This is a genomic window from Chryseobacterium sp. RU33C (assembly GCF_900156015.1).
Lineage (GTDB): Bacteria > Bacteroidota > Bacteroidia > Flavobacteriales > Weeksellaceae > Chryseobacterium > Chryseobacterium candidae.
The window spans coordinates 36,702-57,721 of record NZ_FTMT01000010.1 but is presented as its reverse complement, the minus strand read 5'-3'; the positions used below and the strand labels follow the sequence as shown (position 1 = coordinate 57,721).

Sequence of the window (21,020 nt, the reverse complement as noted above, 5' to 3'; positions counted from 1 at the left end):
ATATCTGTACATTCATTATCAGGATTTTCTATGATTGAAATCTGAAGGAGGTATTAGTCCCTTAATAAATATCAATAAAAGTCTTGGCACATTCAATTCTGGAAGATATCTTGTTTCTGTAAAAGGTGAAAAAGATCAGATTTATAACTGTAAACTGATTAAAAATTAATCAATAAATATGTTAGCAGACATAATATCTATGTCTGCTATTTTAATCCAAAAATAAAAATGAAAGCAAAGTTTTACACATTAATTATGTTGTGTATGTTGTTTTCTTTATCGAAAGCACAATACCAAATAACTGCCTATAAAGTAACATCATTACAGCCTTCTGAACCTGGTTCAGAAGTAGAAAATTGCATTGATGATAATGACGCAACAACCTACCACTCCTTATGGAATGCCAACGGTATTCCGGATCAACTGGATTTTTACTTTGTAGATGTACAAAGTATAAACAAACTTGAATATATACCAAGAGCTACAGAAACTAATGGTATCTGGACAAAAGTAGATGTCTATTATTCCACTCAGGACAATCCTACTACTTTCATTCAAAAGAAAAGTCAGGTTGTGTGGGCGGAAAACAATAAAAAGAAGACGATAGATCTATCGTCATCACCCATACCTAAACCTTACATTATTAGGCTTTACATAACAGAAGGAGGAGGTAATTTCTCTAGTTGTGCTGAAATGAAATTTTATTCATCTCAACAACCGCCTGTTTATAGCATAGATGATTGTAAACCGCCAATTGGTGGTCTGTCTGCTGTAACCAATAACGTAAAAGTACCCGTTATAGCAGCAGGATCTTTTGCTTCCAGTAAAGAAACTAAAAAAGGAAATAATAGTTTAAAAATGAGCTTTGATGGAGATACTTCCACATTTTATCACTCTGAGTGGGAGCCAACATCCAATGTATTTCCTATTACGTTAAACTATCACTTTAATGGGACAAAGCCTATAGGCTATTTGCGCTATATCCCAAGACAGGACGGGCAGAATAATGGTTTTTTCGGAAAAGTATCAATTTTATATAATACAATAAGCAATACCACTTACATACCACTTATGAATTATGATTTTGGTATGACTGGCGCAATTACAGATGTTCATTTTCCATCTACTATTACTCCAGCCAATATTAAAATTGTTGTCCAAAATGGCTTGAATAATTTTGCGAGCTGTGCAGAAATGGCGTTTTATCCTAAGAAAGTACTTCCTTATGGAGATATTTTTGCAGATAACATTTATTCTGAACTGAAGCCGGGCGTTACCCAGGAAATTATAGACGGAATTACCAACCCTTTTTATAAAGCATTGGCTCAGTGTCTCTTTAGTAAAACCTATAATAAAAAATACAGAGTAAAATCATATGAAGTATATCCTACCTTAAAGACTACCCGGAATGCATTAAAAACAGATGCTTATGATTCATTTGAGAATATGACAGGAATTGTATTTAAGGCAAATACTAAAATTGTTTTATTTATGGACAGTGCCCCAGGTCCTGTATTTTTAAAAGTACACAATTTTGCCAACGAAGGAAAATTTACGGAAAAATCATATCCTCTTAAAGCAGGATTAAATATTATTGAGAGTGAAACAGGAGGATTAGGATATATCAGTTATTACAATGATAACAGTGCTTTGCCTCCAGTTAAAATTAATATTGTTACAGGCACCTTAAATGGCTATTTTGATTCTGCGGCAACTATTACTGCGGCGGAATGGAAAACATTATTGCTAAATAATGCTTCCCATAAATTAGATATCAGAGGCCAATATATTCACCTGGTATTTGATAAAAGTGCTTTAAGGACATATGTTCCGGATAATCCTGCTGAATTCATCAACGCTTATGATAATATCATAAGACAACAAAGAATACTAATGGGATTGTTTAAATATGGTAAATCACCAAAAAATCGCCAATTTGCATATACTGAATCCAAAGGAGGCTGGTTTCAATATAATCCTGGAGCTCACTTTGATTTAACTTGGGGACCTGCTAGCTGTACCTCTGTCAGTAATATGGATTACTGGGGCGTGGGGCACGAACTAGGACACGTAAATCAAATTAGACCGAATCTTAGCTGGATAGGGCTAAGCGAAGTAACTAATAATATTTACTCTGCTTGGAATGAATATACAATGAGTAAAGGGGTACCAAGATTAGAAAGAGAACCATTTAAAACAACTGACTCCGGAGCAGAACTAGAAGGGGGTAAAGCAAATAAAAGTGTAAATTATACTCTTATAGGTAAGAAAAACGTGCTGAGGACTATTGCTGAAAATATTGAGGACTATAACTTTCTTATTTTCCGTCCATTCTGGCAATTAGAATTGTATTATCAGGTGGCTGGCGCAGCCAGAGGAGGGCTTGCCCTTACAGATGAAGAACATCCGTCACCTGCATCTGGGGTAGACTATGCACATTGGTATGGTAATGTAGCAGAAAAATCAAGAAACACAGACGCTGCCAATTTAACCAACGGACAGCTCTCTATGGAATTTGTTAAAAATACTTGTGATGCTGTACAAGAAGATCTCACAGACTTTTTTACCGATGCAGGTTTCCTAAGACCTGTCAATATAAACATAAACGATTATGGAGTACAAAATATTACCGTTACGCAAAATATGATTGATGCTACCATTGCAGCAGTTAAAGCAAAAAATTACCCTAAGCCCGTCTCTCCGGTAATGAATTATATTAATGCACATAACGTAAAAGTATTCAGAGATAAGCTCCCTTTATCAGGAACCACCGGAAATGGAGTTACTTTATTAAACACTGCTACAGGTCCTCAGCTTAAAGTAGACCAGGTTAATGTATGGAAAAATGTTGTAGCATATGAAGTTTATGATACTCATGGTGCTTTGGCTAGAATATCATTGGCAGGTATTGGAGATACCACAAACCACACTACGATAATAGAATATCCCACAGGATCAGCTAAAGTGTACGCTGTAGGCTATAACGGGAGCAAAATATTGGTATATCCAAAAATTTCAGCAGCCTCTAAAGCAAAAACTTCAGCAGCTCCTGAAGTAAATAAAGTAAGTAAACTGATGATTTATCCTAATCCTGCGAAATCATCAGATGCCGTGAAACTGGAACTGGCTGATTCAAAAGGAAAATATACAATGTCTGTATATTCATTATCAGGATCTTTAGTATTGCAGTCTGAAGGAGATATTAAAACCCTCAATGATAATATCAATAACAGTCTTGGCACATTCAATTCTGGGATATACCTTGTTTCTGTAAAAGACGAAAAAGGTCAGGTTTATAAAACCAGGCTGATTAAAAATTAAACAGTGATTATACAAGCACACAGATTTTATTAGTCTGTTATTAAAATAAATATGGGTAGCTTTTTAAACGAAATCGTTCAATAAGTTATCCATGTTTTTAAAAAGAGAGCTACTCTTTTAACAAAAAAAACTACTTTTGAAAGTGTTTGAATAGCATTGGGTTACAATTGGTTTTTATCTTAAAAGTTGATTTTAATCTTAATTTCTTAGAGTAGTATAAAATGTAAATTAATAAATAAAATCAAGGTAAATGAATGCAGTTTTAAATTCAAAAATTCAAAAGATTTTACTCCTGAGTTCTTTTCTTTTCTTCATTGGAAAAACTCAGGCTCAAAAAATTGAAAATGTTGCTGGGAAAGGAGAAACTTCAGTAGAAGTTTTGCTTTCTGACAATAAAAAAATAGTAATAGATTTTTATGGAGAAAATATCTTTCGGTTATTTTTCGATCCCAAAGGTGGAGAAGTAAGAAGTCTTGAAGCAATACCTCCCGCTCAGATTTTGGTAGATCAGCCCAGAAAAAAAGTACAAGAAATTGCAGTCAACAATTTACCACAGACTATTTCTATTTCTACTCGTAAAATAAAAATAGAAATTGACAAAACAACTTCTTTATTTAAAGTGTTTAACCTGAACCTTAATAAAGAGGCTTTTTCTTTTATGGCTCCCATTGAATTTAATTCCAAAGAAGCAGTGCTTACTTTATCTCAGGGAAAAGATGAATATTTCTATGGAGGCGGTGTACAAAACGGCCGGTTTTCTCATAAAGGAAATACGATTTTAATTGTTAATCAAAATAACTGGACTGATGGTGGCGTAGCCTCTCCAAATCCTTATTACTGGTCTACAAATGGATATGGTTTTATGTGGCATACTTTCAAAAAAGGATATTATGATTTTGGTAAACAAAATAAAAATGAAGTGAAACTGGCTCATGAGACTGATTACCTGGATGTTTTTTTTATGGTAGATGATCATCCTAAATCTTTGTTGAATGATTTTTACCAGCTCACGGGAAACCCCATACTTTTACCTAAGTTTGGTTTTTATGAAGGTCATCTTAATGCCTACAATAGAGATTATTGGAAAGAAGATGATAAAGGAATCCTATTTGAAGACGGAAAAAGATATAAAGAAAGCCAAAAAGATAATGGAGGAGTTAAAGAATCTTTAAATGGAGAAAAAAACAATTATCAGTTTTCTGCCAGAGCCGTTATAGACCGCTATAAAAATGCAGATATGCCTTTAGGATGGATATTGCCAAATGATGGTTACAGTGCAGGATACGGACAGACAGAAACCTTGGATGGCAATATAGCTAACTTAAAATCTCTCGGAAATTATGCCAGAAAAAACGGTGTAGAAATAGGATTGTGGACACAGTCTGATTTGCATCCAAAAGAAGGAATAAGTGCTCTTTTGCAGAGAGATATCATAAAAGAAGTGGGTGACGCAGGCGTAAGAGTCCTAAAAACGGATGTTGCCTGGGTAGGCCCTGGCTACTCATTCGGGCTTAACGGCATTTCAGATGTGGCTCAGATAATACCACGCTATGGTAACGGGAGCCGTCCTTTTATCATTTCGCTGGACGGTTGGGCTGGTTCACAACGATATGCCGGTATCTGGACAGGAGACCAAACGGGTGGCGAATGGGAATATATCAGATTCCATATTCCTACCTATATAGGTTCTGGTTTGTCTGGCCAGCCTAACATTACTTCGGATATGGATGGTATTTTTGGCGGGAAAAACGCGATTATCAATACAAGGGATTTCCAATGGAAAACCTTTACCCCTATGCAGCTCAACATGGATGGCTGGGGAGCAAACGAAAAGTATCCTCATGCTTTGGGTGAATCCGCTGCTTCTATTAACAGGAACTATTTAAAATTGAAATCCACCCTGCTGCCTTATACGTATAGTATAGCTAAGGAAGCCGTAGATGGATTGCCAATCATCAGAGCAATGTTTTTAGATGAGGTTAATGAATATACTTTAGGGAAATCTACTCAGTATCAGTACCAGTATGGACCTTATTTTCTGGTAGCTCCAGTATATCAGGCCACAAAAATAGATAAAGAAGGAAATGATATCAGAAATAATATTTACCTTCCTAAAGGCAATTGGATTGATTACTTTACAGGACAAACTTATGAGGGAGGGATTATTTTAAATCATTTCGATGCCCCAATTTGGAAACTTCCTCTATTTGTGAAGCCAGGCGCTATTATTCCGATGGTAAATCCCAACAACAACGTTCATCAAATCAATAAAAAATTAAGAATTTATGAAGTGTATCCTTCAGAGAAATCCAGTTTTACAGAATATGATGATGATGGCATAACCGAAAATTATAAGAAAAATGAATCTGTAAGCACCCTTATAGAAAGTAGGGTAGTTAAAAATACAGCAACAATAAGTATTTCTCCTACTCAAGGTAACTTTAATGGTTTTGAAAAAGAAAAAATGACAGAATTTATAATTAATGTTACTAAAAAACCATCCGGTGTAAAACTTTCTGTTGGAGGTAAAAATATAAATCTGAATACAGTAAATACCTTAGATGAATTTAATAATGCCACCAACGTTTATTTTTACAACAGCAAACCGGAATTCAATAATTTCTCTACAAAAGATTCTGAGTTTTCAAAAGTTTCGATTACCCGAAATCCACAACTTTGGGTGAAAACAGAAATTACCGATATAAGCAAAAACAAAGTAGAGCTTATCATTAAAGATTACCAGTTTACCAATTCTAACCAATTAAAAAATAACTCCGGAGCATTTGCAGAAGCTTTAAAGCCAATCACTTCAGAAAATACAAACACTGCATATTCTATATTGCCATCATGGAATAAAATCCCTAATGCTGATTACTATGAAATATTATGTAACAATATGGTATACAGTAATATAAAAGATACCTCTTTCTTGTTTGAAGGATTGGCTCCTGAAACGAAATATGATTTCAAATTAAGAGCCGTAAATAAAACCAATACTTCTGATTGGGTTTCTTTCTCGTCCCGAACCAGTAAAAACCCTTACGAATTTGCCATTAAAGGCATAAAAGCTACCGTTACAATTCCAAGTCAGGAAGGAGAAGGCATAGAAAATCTTTTTGATCAGGATCTGAGCATAGGCTGGCATTCGGATTATGAAAAAAGCAAAGTTCCTTTTGAGATAATTTTAGACTTAGGCTCCATCAACACCATCAGTAAATTAGAATATATCCCTAGAAACAGCGGCTATAACGGAGTATGGATGAATGGTAAAATTTCGTATAGTGATAATAAAAAAGACTGGACAGAACTTGGCTCTTTTACATGGGATAGAAATAACATAAATAAATCTTTAGACTTCGCCACCCATCCTACCACACGATTTATGAAGATTGAAGTCAGCAGTGCTTTCAAAAACTTTGGTAGTGGAAACGAATTATATATATTCAAAGTTCCCGGATCTTCAAGTTTGCTTCCCGGCGATATCAATAATGATCAGAAAATTGATAGGAATGACTTTACTTCATATATGAATTATACAGGTCTGAGAAAAGGAGATTCTGATTTTGAAGGATATATTAGCCATGGGGATATAAATAAGAACGGCTTCATTGATGCATTTGATATTTCTAACGTCGCTACAAAAATAGATGGAGGAGTAAGCGATGAAGAATTGAAACCACTGCAAGGCAGCATTACAGCCTCTGCTTCAAAACAGCAATATGCTAAGAATGATATTGTTGAAGTAGTAGTAAAAGGTAGTAATCTGCAATCTGTAAATGCATTGAGTTTTGCTATTCCATATAACCAGCAGGAATTGGAATACATAGGAATAACACCATTAAATATCGGCCAGATGGAAAACCTGACTTATGACAGACTGCATACCAACAAAGAGAAGATATTATATCCTACGCTGGTTAATGTAGGACAAAAAAGTCCCTTAGAAGGAACAGCAGATTTATTCATTATTAAATTTAAAGCAAAACGAAACGGATCATTTAATATAAAAGCTACTAACGGATTGCTGGTTGATAAAACACTGAATTCTATTGACTTTTAATAACAAAATTGATTAAAAGCAGGAGAAAGAATTTACATTTTCTTGACAAGATTTCAAGAAATGAGTAAGCTAAAAAATCAAGGCTTGGATTTTATAATCTGAGCCTTTTTCAAAAACAGGCATACATTGGGTTCAGAATGTTTCCTCATTTTTAGCTTTGGCTTGTATTTTTATGAAACAACTTCAGATAATAAATTTATTTCAAATCAATTATAGGGAATTCCTGATAATTAAATCAGAAGCATTTTCAATTCTACCTTGCTTGGTATTGAGAACCATTTCTGCCAAAATCTTTCCCATTTGCCAGAAATCTGTAGAAATTGTAGTAATACCATTTTCTACAATACCTTTAAGAGGTGTTTCGTTGTAGGAGATAATGCCGAAATCCTTTCTAATCTTTAGCTTCTGTTTTTTAGATTGCTTAATGACATTTACTAAATGCCTGTCATCCGGAATTATGAATACGTCTCCGTTCATTATTTCCTCATCAGTGAAATTACAGATAATCTCATATTTCATTTTATACTGTTTACAAAAACCTGTAAATCCTTCTACCATACCTATAGGCTCTTTTTTTCCGGGGAAAATAAGAATCAGTCTTCGGTAGGCTTCAAGCAATTTTTTCGCTTTTGATAGACCATTATACATGTCTTTTGAGAAATTCTGGTGTACTGATGAATATTCTCTTAAATGTAAATTGGTTTGATCTAATAGGTAAACGTCCTTCTTGGGAAGCATCTTGATAATGGGTGCCGTATCATTCATATTGCCTGGCATTATTATGTATTTTGTGTAGTTTCCGTTATTTTCTTCAATTAACTTCTTGAAGACATCTATATTGAAATAGTGGAAAAAAACGTGGATATTAGATCTTTGTTGCAGCTCTTCCAAAAATGAATTATAAAGGGTTTCCTTGAAAGCATTCAGCTCATCAAATAATAGAAAAATTCGCTCTTCAAAATCCCAATCGGTACTTTTTATATAGTATCCCTTACCTAAAATGGCGTTTACTATACCTCTCTTTTTCAGTGTTTCATAAGCATACAGGACGGTGTCTCGGGAAATGCCAAATTCCATGCACACTTTATTTATGGAAGGTAGTTTGTCATTTTTTTTCAGCAGTTGCTGGGCAAGAGCTTGTTCAATGGAATTTATAATCTGTTGGTATTTAGGGACAACCGAATCGGGAATTATTTTAATAAGCTTCATAATATTTCCATTTTTTTAACTAGTAGTAAATATACAAAAACTGGTAGGAACAAGTATGGAAGTGTTTTCCAAATTTATACATTTGATAATATAAGGTTTCCTTTTGTATAGTTTTGGCGCAAAAGATTCAGTTTTGTTTTAAATGATCTATTGGAAGTGCTGAACTATTAAATACTTTAGAGTACATAAAAGTGCTGAAAAACTAGAGAAATCTATGATAAACTTACTATAAAAATTTTAAGCGTGGGAAAACTATCAACATTTGATTTTGTTATATTTCTAATTTATTTTTTGGTTGTAACACTATACGGCTTATGGATATACAAGCGGAAAAAATCAAAAACTGCAGGAAGTAAAGATTATTTCCTCGCAGAAGGCTCATTGACATGGTGGGCAATTGGAGCGAGTTTGATTGCCTCTAATATTTCGGCAGAACAATTTATTGGGATGAGTGGAGAAGGATTTTTCATAGGAGTAGCTGTTGCCGCCTACGAATGGCTGGCTGCCATTGCACTTATAATTATAGCGGTATGGTTTATACCAATTTATCTCAAAAATAAAATTTATACAATGCCCCAGTTTTTGGAAACACGATATAATAAGTCTGTTTCTCTTATTATGGCTGTTTTTTGGCTGTTTTTGTATGTAATTGTTAATCTTACTTCCATTCTTTATTTAGGAGCTGTGGCTATTGATTCATTGCTGGGTGCAGGTCATCTGCATATCATTATGATTGCACTTTTACTGATGGCGTTGTTTATTGGATTGGGAGGAATGAAAGTCATTGGCTACACGGATGTTATTCAGGTAGCAGTTCTTATTATTGGTGGCTTTGCTACAGTTTATATGGCATTGCAGGTTGTGGATCAAAGAATTAATGGGGCTGCTATAGGAAATGCCCTAACAGGTTTTGATACCCTTTTGAAAGAAGCTCCGGAACATTTCAAACTCATTCTGAATAAACCACGAATAACAACAACTACTTTATCAATGCCGGAAAATTTAGCAGCACAGAAATATATAGCTTTGCCAGGTTTAGCAATGTATTTTGCCGGACAATGGATTGTACAGCTTAATTATTGGGGGTGTAACCAGTACATTACCCAAAGAGCATTAGGAGCAGATTTAAAAACAGCAAGAACAGGAATTTTATTTGCCGGATTTTTAAAACTTTTTATGCCTGTAATTGTTGTGCTTCCCGGGATTGCAGCTTACGTACTCTATACAAAAGGTCATTTGTCAAATTTTAATGGGGTAAAAGATAGTGCTTATTCTGCAATGCTGGGGTTGCTTCCATCTGGGCTTAAAGGTCTTGCAGTTGCTGCCTTAACAGCTGCAATAGTAGCATCACTTGCTGGAAAAGTAAATAGTATATCCACAATTTTTACTTTGGATATTTATAAAAAATATTTAAGAACCAACGCTTCTGAAATGCAGATGGTAAGAACAGGACGTTGGGCAATCATAATGGCGATGCTTATTGCTTTGGTATTTACATGGACAGATGTTTTGGGAATTGGTGGAGAAGGCGGTTTCACATTTATACAAAAATATACTGGTTTTATTAGTCCGGGTGTATTTGCTATGTTTATTTTAGGGATGTTTTGGAAAAGAACTACTGGAACCGCTGCTATAGTTGGAGTTATTCTTGGTTTTTTATTATCTATTTTCTTTAACAGCTTTGCAGTTGAACTATTTGGAAAAGAAACATGGATTTATACAGCATTCACCTATGAAAAATTGGAAAATGGTGTAGTAAAAACCATTACAGAGATTCCTTTCCTTATCAATATGGGTTGGTCATTTTTCATTACTGTAGCTATAATGGTTCTCTTAAGTATTTTTGGGCCAAAAGTAAATCCAAAAGCTTTTGTCACAGACAAAAATATGTTCAAAGTGGACAATAGAACATTATTCCTGATTGTCATTATTGTATTACTTCTAACTGCTATTTATGTTCGTTTTTGGTAATAGAAATAATTTTGAGTTTTGCATTTGAAAAAAATTATTCAATACACTTTACTTATGAAAGATGGTTTGTCTTTTTTTTAGCAGTTGTTGGGTAAGAGCTTATTAAAATATTTCCAAATTTTTAAACTGGTGGTAAATTCACAAAAACCGGTAGGAACTAGTGTGATTGCATTGGGTAATTTTATAAATTTATTTTACTAACTAAACTAGATCTATAATACATACTATGAAACTTATTAAAAATATAATTTTAGCCTTGTCCTTAATAGGTGCAAATTCGATAAATGCACAGCAAAAACCTATTAAATACGAATCTTTCAAAATCGAAGGAGGAGAATTTAAATTTAACGGACAGGCTGTTAAATTGCATTCAGGTGAGATTCATTATGCTAGAATTCCTCATGATTATTGGAGGCATCGCTTAAAAATGGTTAAAGCGATGGGATTAAATACAATAGCTACTTATGTATTTTGGAATTATCATGAAATAGCTCCTGGAAAATGGGATTTTCAAACTGGAAACCGAAATTTAGCTGAGTTTTTGAAAATAGCAAAAGAAGAAGGCTTAATGGTCATTCTTCGTCCGGGACCTTATGTGTGTGCAGAATGGGAATTCGGTGGTTATCCTTGGTTTTTGCAAAATGACAAGGATATGAAAATCAGAGAATACAATACTCCTTTTTTAAATTCTACAAAAGCATATTTCACAGAGCTTTACAAAGTGGTAAAACCTTATCTGATTGTTAATGGAGGCCCTATTGTTATGGTGCAGGGGGAAAATGAATTTGGGTCTTTTGTCAGTCAACGAGAAGACATTAAACTGGAAGATCATAAAAAATATAGTTCATCTGTATTTGATCAGTTAAAAGAAGCGGGGTTCAAAGGAATGGAGTTTTTTACTTCAGATGGAGACTGGTTATTTGAAGGAGGTGCTTTGCCTGGAGCGTTGCCAACTGCAAATGGAGACGAAGATCCAGACAATATTAAGAAAGAAGTCAAGAAATTTCATAATGGAGAAGGTCCTTTTATGGTAGCAGAATACTATCCCGGGTGGTTAGATCATTGGGCAGAACCTTTCCCTCTTAAAGCCGCGGAAAGAGTAAAAAGCCACATTGAAAAATTCATGAATAATGATATTTCTTTTAATATTTACATGGTACATGGAGGAACTAACTTTGGGTTTACCTCTGGAGCTAATTACGATAAAACTCATGATATACAGCCGAGTATGACCAGTTATGATTATGATGCTCCTATTACTGAAGCAGGCTGGGAAACCGAAAAGTATTTGAAATTAAGAGAATTGTTAAAAACTCCCTCTACGCCGCCTATTCCTGCAAAAATTCCAGTTATTCAGATTCAGGGTATTAAATTGTCTCAGGCAATTGATTTAGAAAATGTAAAAAATAATGTAAAACCTGTAATTAATGACAATCCTTTAACTTTTGAGCAATTAAATCAAGGGCATGGCTATGTTTGGTACAGCAAAAATTTTAATCAGCCCATTAAAGGAGCCTTAAAACTTGATGGATTAAGAGATTATGCAATTGTTTATGTGAATGGAGAAAAAGTTGGAGAGCTTAATCGTTACTATAAAAAATATGAATGTGAAGTTAATATACCCTTCAATGGAAAACTAGACATTCTGGTAGAAAACATGGGAAGAATTAACTATGGAGCTGCTATTAATAAAAATACAAAAGGAATTATTTCTCCTGTATTTATTAATGACCGAAAAATAACAGGAGATTGGGAAATGTACGGGCTTCCTTTTGAAAAGGCTCCGGTAATTGATGCCAAACAAAAATCTGATTTAAAAGAGAATAGACCAACCATCTACAAAGGAAATTTTAATGTATCCAAAGTGGGAGACACTTTCTTAGATATGCGACCTTTTGGAAAGGGAATTGTATTTGTTAACGGTATTAATTTAGGAAGATATTGGTCAGTAGGGCCACAGCAGACATTGTATTTACCAGGATGCTATTTAAAAAAGGATAATAATGAGATTATAATTATTGAACAGAAAAATAATAAAATAATTAAAGAATTAAACACATTAGCCGAACCTATTTTGGATAAGTTAAACCCTGAAAATGGGTTAAACTGATATAAAAATAAACTCAATATGAGTAATTCATTTAACAGTAAAAATCATCCCCATAGAAGATATAATCCTTTATTGGATGAATGGGTTTTAGTATCACCACAAAGAGCCAATAGGCCATGGCAGGGACAACATGAAGAACCGTTACCAAGCGTTCAAAATCAATATGACGCCGAATGCTATTTATGCCCGGGAAATTCAAGAGCTAACGGAGTCCAAAACCCCAGGTATGAAGGTGTATATGTATTTGATAATGATTTTGGAGCTTTATTGAGCGTAGGAGTAACCTTCGATGAAACCGGGGATGAATTATTTAAAATTAAACCCGAAAGAGGAATTAACCGGGTAATTTGCTTTTCACAAGATCACTCATTGACTCTTCCTGAAATGTCCGTAGAAGCAATTACAAAAGTAGTGTCTGTCTGGAAGGAAGAATATCAGAATCTGGGAAAACTGGATTACATTAATCATGTTCAAATTTTTGAAAATAAAGGAGCAATAATGGGTTGTAGTAATCCTCATCCTCATGGGCAGATTTGGGCACAGTCATCCATTCCTTCTCAGGTGGCCAGAACACAGCAAAACTTGAAGAGCTATTATGATAAAAACGGAACAACGCTTCTGTCTGATTACGTTCAAAGAGAAATAGAAATTAATGAGCGGATTATATTAGAAAATAAAGCTTTTGTAGCTTTGGTTCCATTTTGGGCAACCTGGCCATTTGAAACAATGATTATCAGTAAAAATCCCTTAAATAGCCTATCGGATTTTTCATATGAGGATCAAGCCTTATTTGCTCAGATGTTGAAAGGTTTAACTACAAAATACGATAATATTTTCTCCATTTCTTTCCCTTATTCTGCCGGAATACATCAGGCTCCTACAGATTTAGAAACGCATGAAGAATGGCATTTTCATATGCATTTTTATCCTCCGTTGCTTCGCTCAGCCAGCGTGAAGAAATTTATGGTGGGATACGAAATGTTAGCGGAAGCCCAAAGAGATATTACTCCTGAACAAAGTGCAGAAATTCTTAAAAAAAGTTCAACAATTCATTATAAAAATAAATAAAATTATTGGCTTATCCTTTTAATTAATACTTGGGATTAATGATTAACAAAGATTTTCTTATTGAGATCCCTTCGACAGGCTCAGGGTGAAAAGTCGAATGCCAACCGAAATTTTTGAGCGTTGTCAGTCTGAACCTGTCGAAGCTATTATTAAAGTTGTTTTTATTTTACAAAACCACAGAAGTTACAAAAGGTTTCATTTTAAAACACTTGAGTTCACTTAAATAAGTTGAATGTAATACCGCAGAAAAGTTCGCATAAGACGAACATTTCGACTTCGCTCAATAGGTAAAGATTTTCACAAAACTTAGGTGTACTTATTACGCATAAGGCTTGGTTCTGAAAAACTTAAGTGTTTAAAACTTTTGTGCCTAAAATAATGAATATAAAAGTTTAAACAACCTTATTACTAAAAAGGGTAAGTCAAAAAATTATTAAGGCTTTATAGGGTAATGATATGGAGTTGCTGCCTCATATAGGGAAAGGAATTAATTTTTAAAAAATTTGAATAGCTCTTAATAAAGATAGACTGTTTTATAAATTTAGATACAAGTAAATGTCAAATATTAAATATATTGATTCTTTAGTTAATGAGGGAAATATCCCTCTTTTTAGAGAATTATATGGAAGAAATTCAGAATTATTACGTCAGCAGGCAATCCGATATACCAAAACATTAAATCGTTTCAAAGAAGTTTTTGGGGATAAAGAGGTTTCTGTTTTCAGTTCACCGGGACGGACCGAAATTGGAGGTAATCATACAGACCATAATCATGGCCGCGTATTGGCGGGTGCAGTAAACCTGGATAATATTGCCATTGCTGCTAAAAATAATTCAGATATAATCCGGATTGAATCTTCAGGCTACGAGACATTCGAAGTAGATCTAAGTCATCTTATTCCCAACGAAAATGAATTTTCAACTCCAAACGCCCTTGTTCGTGGGATTAATGCCCGATTAAATGAATTGGGATATAAAATAGGAGGATTCGACGCCGTAATTGACGGATGCGTTCCTAAAGGTTCTGGATTAAGTTCGTCAGCATCATTCGAAGTATTAATTGGAGTAATTGTTAGCCATTTATTTAATGAAGGTACATTAAATCCCATCCTAAATGCTCGTATAGGACAATATGCAGAAAATGTTTTCTTTGGAAAGCCTTGTGGATTGATGGATCAGGTAGCTTGTTCGGTAGGAGGATTGGTGACCATTGATTTTGCTGATGTAGCGAATCCTATTGTTAAAAAAGTAGATTTTGATTTTGAATCTACTGGTTTTTCTCTTGTAATTACAGATACCCGAGGGGATCATACCAACTTGAATAATGAATATGCTGTTTTACCTAAAGAGATGAAAGAGGTTGCAGCCCATTTAGGATGCAGTGTGCTGAGAGAAACTACTTTGGAAAAAGTAATGGATATTGCGCCATCTATCCGTCAGAAAGTGGGAGATCGGGCTATTTTAAGAGCAATTCACTTTGAGTGCGAAAATGACCGGGTAGTAGATGAAGTAATAGCATTAGAGAAGAATGATTTTAAAGGATTTTTACAATTGGTCATAGATTCAGGACATAGTTCGTATATGTACAATCAAAATGTTTATGTATCAGGTAACATAAAAGAACAAGCAGTTTCATTGGGATTAGCTTATAGCGAAGCAGTATTAAAAGGTGCTGGAGCCTGGCGTGTGCATGGAGGAGGATTCGCAGGAACGATACAAGCCTTTGTACCTGAAGATTTGCTTGAAAGATACACTACAACTTTAAATCATTTATTTGGTGCCGGTTCTTGTCATCCTTTATTTATTCGAGAAAAAGGAGCTGTTAAATTAGACTTTTAAAATAATGGGTATCATCAATGAAGTGGCTTTTAATACAGTTCACAACAATCAAAAAGTTCAATTATTCACTTTGAAAAATAAGAATGGGATGATTGTACAAATAACTAATTATGGTGCAACCATAGTTAGTATTAATGTTAAAGATAAAGAGGGAAAATTGGCAGATGTGGTGCAGGGATATGATACAGCAAAAGAATATATTGATAATAATGAATCCTATCAAGGAGCTATTTGTGGTAGATATGCTAATCGTATTAAAAAAGGAAAATTTACATTAAACAGAAAAGAATACTCATTAACAATTAACGATGGAGGCAATCATTTGCATGGTGGTTTGATTGGTTTTGATAAAAAAATATGGGATGTTAAAGAGTCCTCTGCCTCAAAAGTGACTTTTCAATACACTTCTCCTGACGGGGAAGAAGGGTATCCGGGTACAGTAACTGTAATAGTAACCTATTCTATTAGTGAAAATAATGAATTACAATTAGATTGTTCAGGGACAACGGATCAGGAAACTATACTCAACCTGGTAAATCATTCTTATTTTAATTTGGCGGGAGAAGGCAGTGGAACAATAAATAATCATCAATTGCAGATTGAAGCTGATTTTTACACTCCTCTTACAAAAAGCCATGAACCTACAGGTGAGATCTTAACTGTAAAAAATACCCCGTTTGATTTTACCTCCTTAACATGTATTGGAGACAGAATTGATACAGATCACGAGCAGTTAGCTATAGGGAAAGGATATGATCATAATTTTGTTTTAAAACACCGTATACATAATTTAGAGTTAGCAGCTACCGCTATAGAGCCGCAGTCGGGAAGAAAAATGGAAGTATTTACCACTATGCCGGGCTTACAATTATATACCGCCAATTGGATTAAGAATGAAAAAGGAAAAGAGAATCACATATATCAAGAAAGAGAGGCATTTTGTTTAGAAACGCAAAATTTCCCCGATGCAATCAACCAATCTCATTTTCCTTCACCAATACTAGCTCCTAAAAATATATATAAACATTCAACTATTTACAGATTCTCAATTATTAAAAGCAACATTAGATTTGATCCTCAAAATAGACAATGTAATTTTTGAAGAACATAATCAGAATGAATAAAAACAAAAAAACCTCTAAACTGAATTAGAGGTTTTAAAGTGGTTTCTCCAGAACCCACCGATTTTGTAAACTTTCCTTTAAATAGTGGGTTTATCGTGGGTCGATTTCCAATAGGGGTAATTATAGGGGAAATTTATTTATTTTTCAACCAAAGTAAACTTAAATTATTTATAATTAAATTAAAATATTTATAGTTTAAATTATAATTAAAAACAATGATGAAAAAATAAAAAATATGTAAAATTGAATATCGGGTTTATATTAGGAATTTTAGTAAAGAATAAAAAAGTAAATTACGGAAATCCGTAAACCTTACATTTAATAATGTTTGTATATTTGGAAGAAACTAATTCAGAAATATTATATACGAAGCTTTTTTTGGGTATGGCAAAGAAATTTAATAAAATAGGAGAAAATTTAGAGGTAAAAAATATTGTAATTCATCAACTATTAAAAGACGCAGGAAATAGGCTTGTTAATCCCAAAGCTGCGGAAAACCTATTAACAATTGGAGAAAAAGAAAAGACATTTCTTGGAAATCTTGATAAATCTTACCATAAAAAGTCTAGTCCAATTTATGGAATCTTTGCAGAAGAAAATCCTAAGTTTAGAGACTGTTTGATTGATTATATAAACGGAGATCGTGAATTCTACGATTTTTCAATTAATGTAATGAATCATTATAAAATTGTATTAGAAAACACCGTAGCTGCAACTGGTGGTTACATGATTATATGTGAATACCAAAACTTAATAACATCCAATGATTTACTATTGATTTTGATGATTAATAATAAGGAAGGCTTTGTTATTGACGAAAAAAAGCTGACGTTAGATAATATCAAAAATTTGGATTTAAGCAAAGTTGATGTGGCTTGCCTAATTAATCTAACAGAATGGGGAAATATTGAAAATAATCTACCTTCCGAAAGAAAAACATATTTATCCTTCGTTAAAGGAATGAAAGAGGTTAGCTATTATTTCATGTCATTTATTGATGTTGATAATAAAAACACAAGTACAGAATCTACAAAGCGATTAATTACCGCTATTGAAGCATACGCTGATATTGAACAGTGGGATAGAAATACAAAAATTAATAAAAAAAATAAAGTATTTACTTATTGCCACGATTGTATAGATAATAAAAAAGAAATTCTTTTATCGACAATTTCTAGTATTCTAAATCCTGATAATCCTGAGCATTTTCAAGATTTTGCTACTGAAGAAGATTATAGAGTTAGTGAAATCATAAGTGGAGATAAAGCACGTATGAAGTTCCTTAAGACAATTACTTATTCTGATAAAGAATTTAAAATTGAGTTTGATACCAAACTAATTTTAGATAATACAATTGTCTTAGATAGTAGTGGAAACAAATTAACTATCAAAAATATTTCTCCTATATTAAGAGATAAAATTAAAGAATTGAGCAATAAAAATGCTTAATCAAATAGTTGATATAATTAATACTTCATCTTCAAAAAGCATTGAGGATAATGTTTTATTTTGCCAAAATGTAATTGACGATAAATCATTTTTAGATACACTATTTGAGTCAGGATTAATTGAGAATTCTGATATTGATGATTATTCAGTAGGAGATTCTATAACTTTAGAATTTTCTCTCCCAAGACTTTCTAGTATTGGTTTTTTTGAAACTAGAGAATCATTTTTAAGAAAAAATTATTACAATATTCCTAGTGATGAAATTTATCTTTTTGAAAGAAGCTCTTATTTATCGGATGATTTACCTTTTCAGCAAAACTATTTCTTAATTGTTAATTTAATATCCGAAATATCCAATTTTTCAAAACATACTTATGAAGATGCAGAAGTTTTGAACGCAATTATTTTAAGAGAGGAAATTTCTTTATTTCTACCATTAAAATATTCCTATGAAGATTTAGAATCTTTGAATGTTGATGTAGCAAACAGAATAGAACAGTTTGTTTCACTTCTCCAAACTAATGCTTTTGCGGATAAGAAAAATGTTTATTTGAACTTTTTAGTTGAATATCTAATTCCAAAAGAAGAAAATATCCGTTTTTCATATTTAATCCAGAATTTTTATGATTACGACGATAAAGCGGAATCTAGTTATAACTATTATTTACGAAATTTTTCATATAACAAAATGAAGGTTGAACTAGATTCAAAGGCTTTAGAATTTAATCAAAAATTACAATCTGTCATAAATGATTCTCAAACAAAACTGATTGCTATTCCTACTGCTTTGGTTTTCACTCTATCCACCTTAGATTATGAAAATATAAATTCCGTCAAAAATTATTTATTAATAATTGGATTAATAATATTTTGTATTTTCATTCAAATCTTTATTAATAATCAAAAGTCTTCTATTGGATTTATTAGTGATAATATAATTCAGTATAAATCAACTTTTGAACAGAATAAAATTGTAGAATTAGAAAAGTCTTTTAGCAAGGTTGAAAAAGAAAAAATAAAGCAAAGCGATAGAATATTACTTATGCAATTTTTCTTATGGTTGTCACCTATAATAGCTATTGCAACAGTTTTATTTTTAAATACTTACAAACTGATGGAAATAATTACCGAGATTTATTTTAAAATAAAAATATAAGCCCGATTAATAAAGCGAAAATCAATTAATAATCCTGAAAGGTAACTTTCTAGTAAAAGTAAATGATAGTCGATTTTCAAAGCTATACAAAAGAGCTTACGGGGTTTATCATTATTCTGAAAGAATAGGAGAGTAGTCCTCGTAAAACTTCAGAGATAGTAAGTTTAGGGAAACTCCCATTTTCAGATTCGATTTTTTACGAATCAAAATTCAATTCAAACTCTGAAGGAGTAAATTTATACTTCAGACGAAAGACGGCAGGAATTTGCCTTATTAATCAAGCTCATTCAGATTGGACTTCTTTTAGAGAATAGTCGGGTATTTCTGGTATAAAGATTTATAATTTAGACAATCAATAATCAACAATCAGAAGTCCTGCAATTCCCCAAAAACAAAAATTTCGCCCTAAGTATATAACCTTCTTTAGTATTTAGTAGCTTATAGTCTTACAGTCTTACAGTCTTATAGTCTTTAGGTCTATATATTCTTATTATAAGGTATAGATAGAGGTCTTATATAATAAAGGTTTTATTTTTAGGGAGTCCAGTCTTTTGTTAAGAGTATCCAGGAACATTTTTTCATAAGAAGTATTATAGGGATTTTTATTCCTGAATTCGTCATAAATTTCATCCACCTCTTTCTGAAATTCTCTTCTGGTTTTGATATTTACAAGAGGAACAATGTCCCTGATAAACTCTGTATAGCCAATTTTTTTCACCCCCTGATAAATTAAATAATCATAAAAAAGACTTTTAGATTTACTGTCTAATTGAGATAGAATAAGTTCATTTTCTATTTCTGGGGATAAAAAATCGACAAAATCAATATCTTCAGTCGTACCAAAAAGTGAAGTTAAGAGAAGATCCCAATTGTCTTTAATATCCTTCAGAGTATTTAATTTTCCGGCAAAGCTCTCCCTTCTGAAAGAGCTTACTTCTTTTACCCTTAATTCATATCGAATAAAGTGATGGATCTCGTTGATTTTTTTTCGTCTTTTAACCTTTACGCTCTCCTTTTTATTTTTAAAAATCTCTTTTGTAAAGATTATTCTTTTCAGTTTATCATAAATACTTATTTCAAAAGCATCAGCTTTAAAACGGACTCCGCTTCTGCCGTAAGTATCTTTTTCAGGAACATTTTTCAAAGTTCCAAAGGAGGAAAGCATACCCTGTAAGCTCATTTTTTCAACGCCGTTTTTAGTTTTGATGTTAGTAGGAAACCTTAAATTTACCCCAAGCTCAACCTGAGTAACATTAGCACCCCAAAAAATATTTTTAGGTATCGCCAACTCTTCAGCATATAATTCTATGATTTTAATAAAATTGTAATATGATAAATCAGCCATAACTCTAGGCATTAAAGGTCTGCGAGGAATAATGTCGGTGTATTCAATTCCTTTTTTATCTGCTGCCTTTTTATAATCAATCCAGTTTCTTCGGATATTCTGGTTAAAGTATAACTTTCCGGTCTTTTCTCCATTTTTTATGATAAAATAGATGTAATGGTGACTCTGTTTGTATGACTTTGATTTATTAGAATCAGCTTCTTCCCCTTCGTCAGTATTTTTTTTCCTGTCACTAAATAACTCAGAGTCAAAAAAATTATATTTATATTTTGTAAACGTTGGGTATTCCCTTTTTTTAAATTTTGTTTTAAGAATATTTTCATCCATTCTTACATTATCTATATCGAATTTTAAAACATCAAGCATTA

11 protein-coding genes are annotated in these 21,020 nt (G+C 32.9%); 9 read left to right on the top strand and 2 right to left on the bottom strand.

Annotated features, from left to right (window positions below; translation table 11 throughout):
- Positions 1–228: 228 nt before the first annotated feature.
- Positions 229–3,321 (top strand): M60 family metallopeptidase, encoded by a 3,093-nt coding sequence (locus BW946_RS10180; RefSeq protein WP_083688847.1) that lies wholly within the window; start codon positions 229–231, stop codon positions 3,319–3,321.
- Between the two features lie 250 nt (positions 3,322–3,571).
- Entirely contained in the window at positions 3,572–7,381 is a 3,810-nt protein-coding gene (locus BW946_RS10175; RefSeq protein ID WP_076596079.1) for a TIM-barrel domain-containing protein, read from the top strand.
- A gap of 210 nt (positions 7,382–7,591) precedes the next feature.
- Here the strand turns inward: BW946_RS10175 and BW946_RS10170 are convergent, their stop codons facing one another.
- The gene (locus BW946_RS10170; RefSeq protein WP_076596078.1) at positions 7,592–8,590 is read right to left on the bottom strand and encodes a GntR family transcriptional regulator; all 999 of its coding nucleotides are present in this window, start codon (positions 8,588–8,590) and stop codon (positions 7,592–7,594) included.
- 243 nt (positions 8,591–8,833) lie between these two features.
- Here BW946_RS10170 and BW946_RS10165 point away from each other — a divergent pair, with 243 nt between their 5' ends.
- From BW946_RS10165 to BW946_RS10135, 7 genes are all read left to right on the top strand, one after another.
- On the top strand, positions 8,834–10,561 hold the full coding sequence (locus BW946_RS10165; RefSeq protein WP_076596077.1) for a sodium:solute symporter family transporter: 1,728 nt from the start codon (positions 8,834–8,836) through the stop codon (positions 10,559–10,561).
- Between the two features lie 226 nt (positions 10,562–10,787).
- Positions 10,788–12,671 (top strand): beta-galactosidase, encoded by a 1,884-nt coding sequence (locus BW946_RS10160; protein ID WP_076596076.1) that lies wholly within the window; start codon positions 10,788–10,790, stop codon positions 12,669–12,671.
- Positions 12,672–12,689: 18 nt separating this feature from the next.
- The gene (locus BW946_RS10155; RefSeq protein WP_076596075.1) at positions 12,690–13,739 is read left to right on the top strand and encodes a UDP-glucose--hexose-1-phosphate uridylyltransferase; all 1,050 of its coding nucleotides are present in this window, start codon (positions 12,690–12,692) and stop codon (positions 13,737–13,739) included.
- A gap of 555 nt (positions 13,740–14,294) precedes the next feature.
- Entirely contained in the window at positions 14,295–15,578 is a 1,284-nt protein-coding gene (locus BW946_RS10150; protein WP_076596074.1) for a galactokinase, read from the top strand.
- Between the two features lie 4 nt (positions 15,579–15,582).
- On the top strand, positions 15,583–16,680 hold the full coding sequence (locus BW946_RS10145) for an aldose epimerase family protein (RefSeq protein WP_076596073.1): 1,098 nt from the start codon (positions 15,583–15,585) through the stop codon (positions 16,678–16,680).
- 406 nt (positions 16,681–17,086) lie between these two features.
- Complete coding sequence (locus BW946_RS10140; protein ID WP_170872072.1) at positions 17,087–18,151, top strand: nucleoid-associated protein; 1,065 nt, start codon at positions 17,087–17,089, stop codon at positions 18,149–18,151.
- Positions 18,144–19,307, top strand: a complete 1,164-nt coding sequence (locus BW946_RS10135) for a hypothetical protein (RefSeq protein WP_076596071.1) — start codon at positions 18,144–18,146, stop codon at positions 19,305–19,307. Before BW946_RS10140 ends, BW946_RS10135 begins: the two co-directional genes overlap by 8 nt.
- A gap of 490 nt (positions 19,308–19,797) precedes the next feature.
- On the opposite strand, the gene BW946_RS10130 is transcribed toward BW946_RS10135, so the two are convergent.
- Positions 19,798–21,018 (bottom strand): hypothetical protein, encoded by a 1,221-nt coding sequence (locus BW946_RS10130; protein ID WP_076596070.1) that lies wholly within the window; start codon positions 21,016–21,018, stop codon positions 19,798–19,800.
- Positions 21,019–21,020: the final 2 nt, after the last annotated feature.

Bases quoted from the DNA above. Each gene is read 5' to 3' on its own strand.
- BW946_RS10180 (WP_083688847.1), top strand. From the start codon at position 229: ATGAAAGCAAAGTTTTACACATTAATTATGTTGTGTATGTTGTTTTCT.
- BW946_RS10175 (WP_076596079.1), top strand. From the start codon at position 3,572: ATGAATGCAGTTTTAAATTCAAAAATTCAAAAGATTTTACTCCTGAGT.
- BW946_RS10170 (WP_076596078.1), bottom strand. From the start codon at position 8,590: ATGAAGCTTATTAAAATAATTCCCGATTCGGTTGTCCCTAAATACCAA.
- BW946_RS10160 (WP_076596076.1), top strand. From the start codon at position 10,788: ATGAAACTTATTAAAAATATAATTTTAGCCTTGTCCTTAATAGGTGCA.
- BW946_RS10155 (WP_076596075.1), top strand. From the start codon at position 12,690: ATGAGTAATTCATTTAACAGTAAAAATCATCCCCATAGAAGATATAAT.
- BW946_RS10150 (WP_076596074.1), top strand. From the start codon at position 14,295: ATGTCAAATATTAAATATATTGATTCTTTAGTTAATGAGGGAAATATC.
- BW946_RS10145 (WP_076596073.1), top strand. From the start codon at position 15,583: ATGGGTATCATCAATGAAGTGGCTTTTAATACAGTTCACAACAATCAA.
- BW946_RS10140 (WP_170872072.1), top strand. From the start codon at position 17,087: ATGGCAAAGAAATTTAATAAAATAGGAGAAAATTTAGAGGTAAAAAAT.
- BW946_RS10135 (WP_076596071.1), top strand. From the start codon at position 18,144: ATGCTTAATCAAATAGTTGATATAATTAATACTTCATCTTCAAAAAGC.
- BW946_RS10130 (WP_076596070.1), bottom strand. From the start codon at position 21,018: ATGCTTGATGTTTTAAAATTCGATATAGATAATGTAAGAATGGATGAA.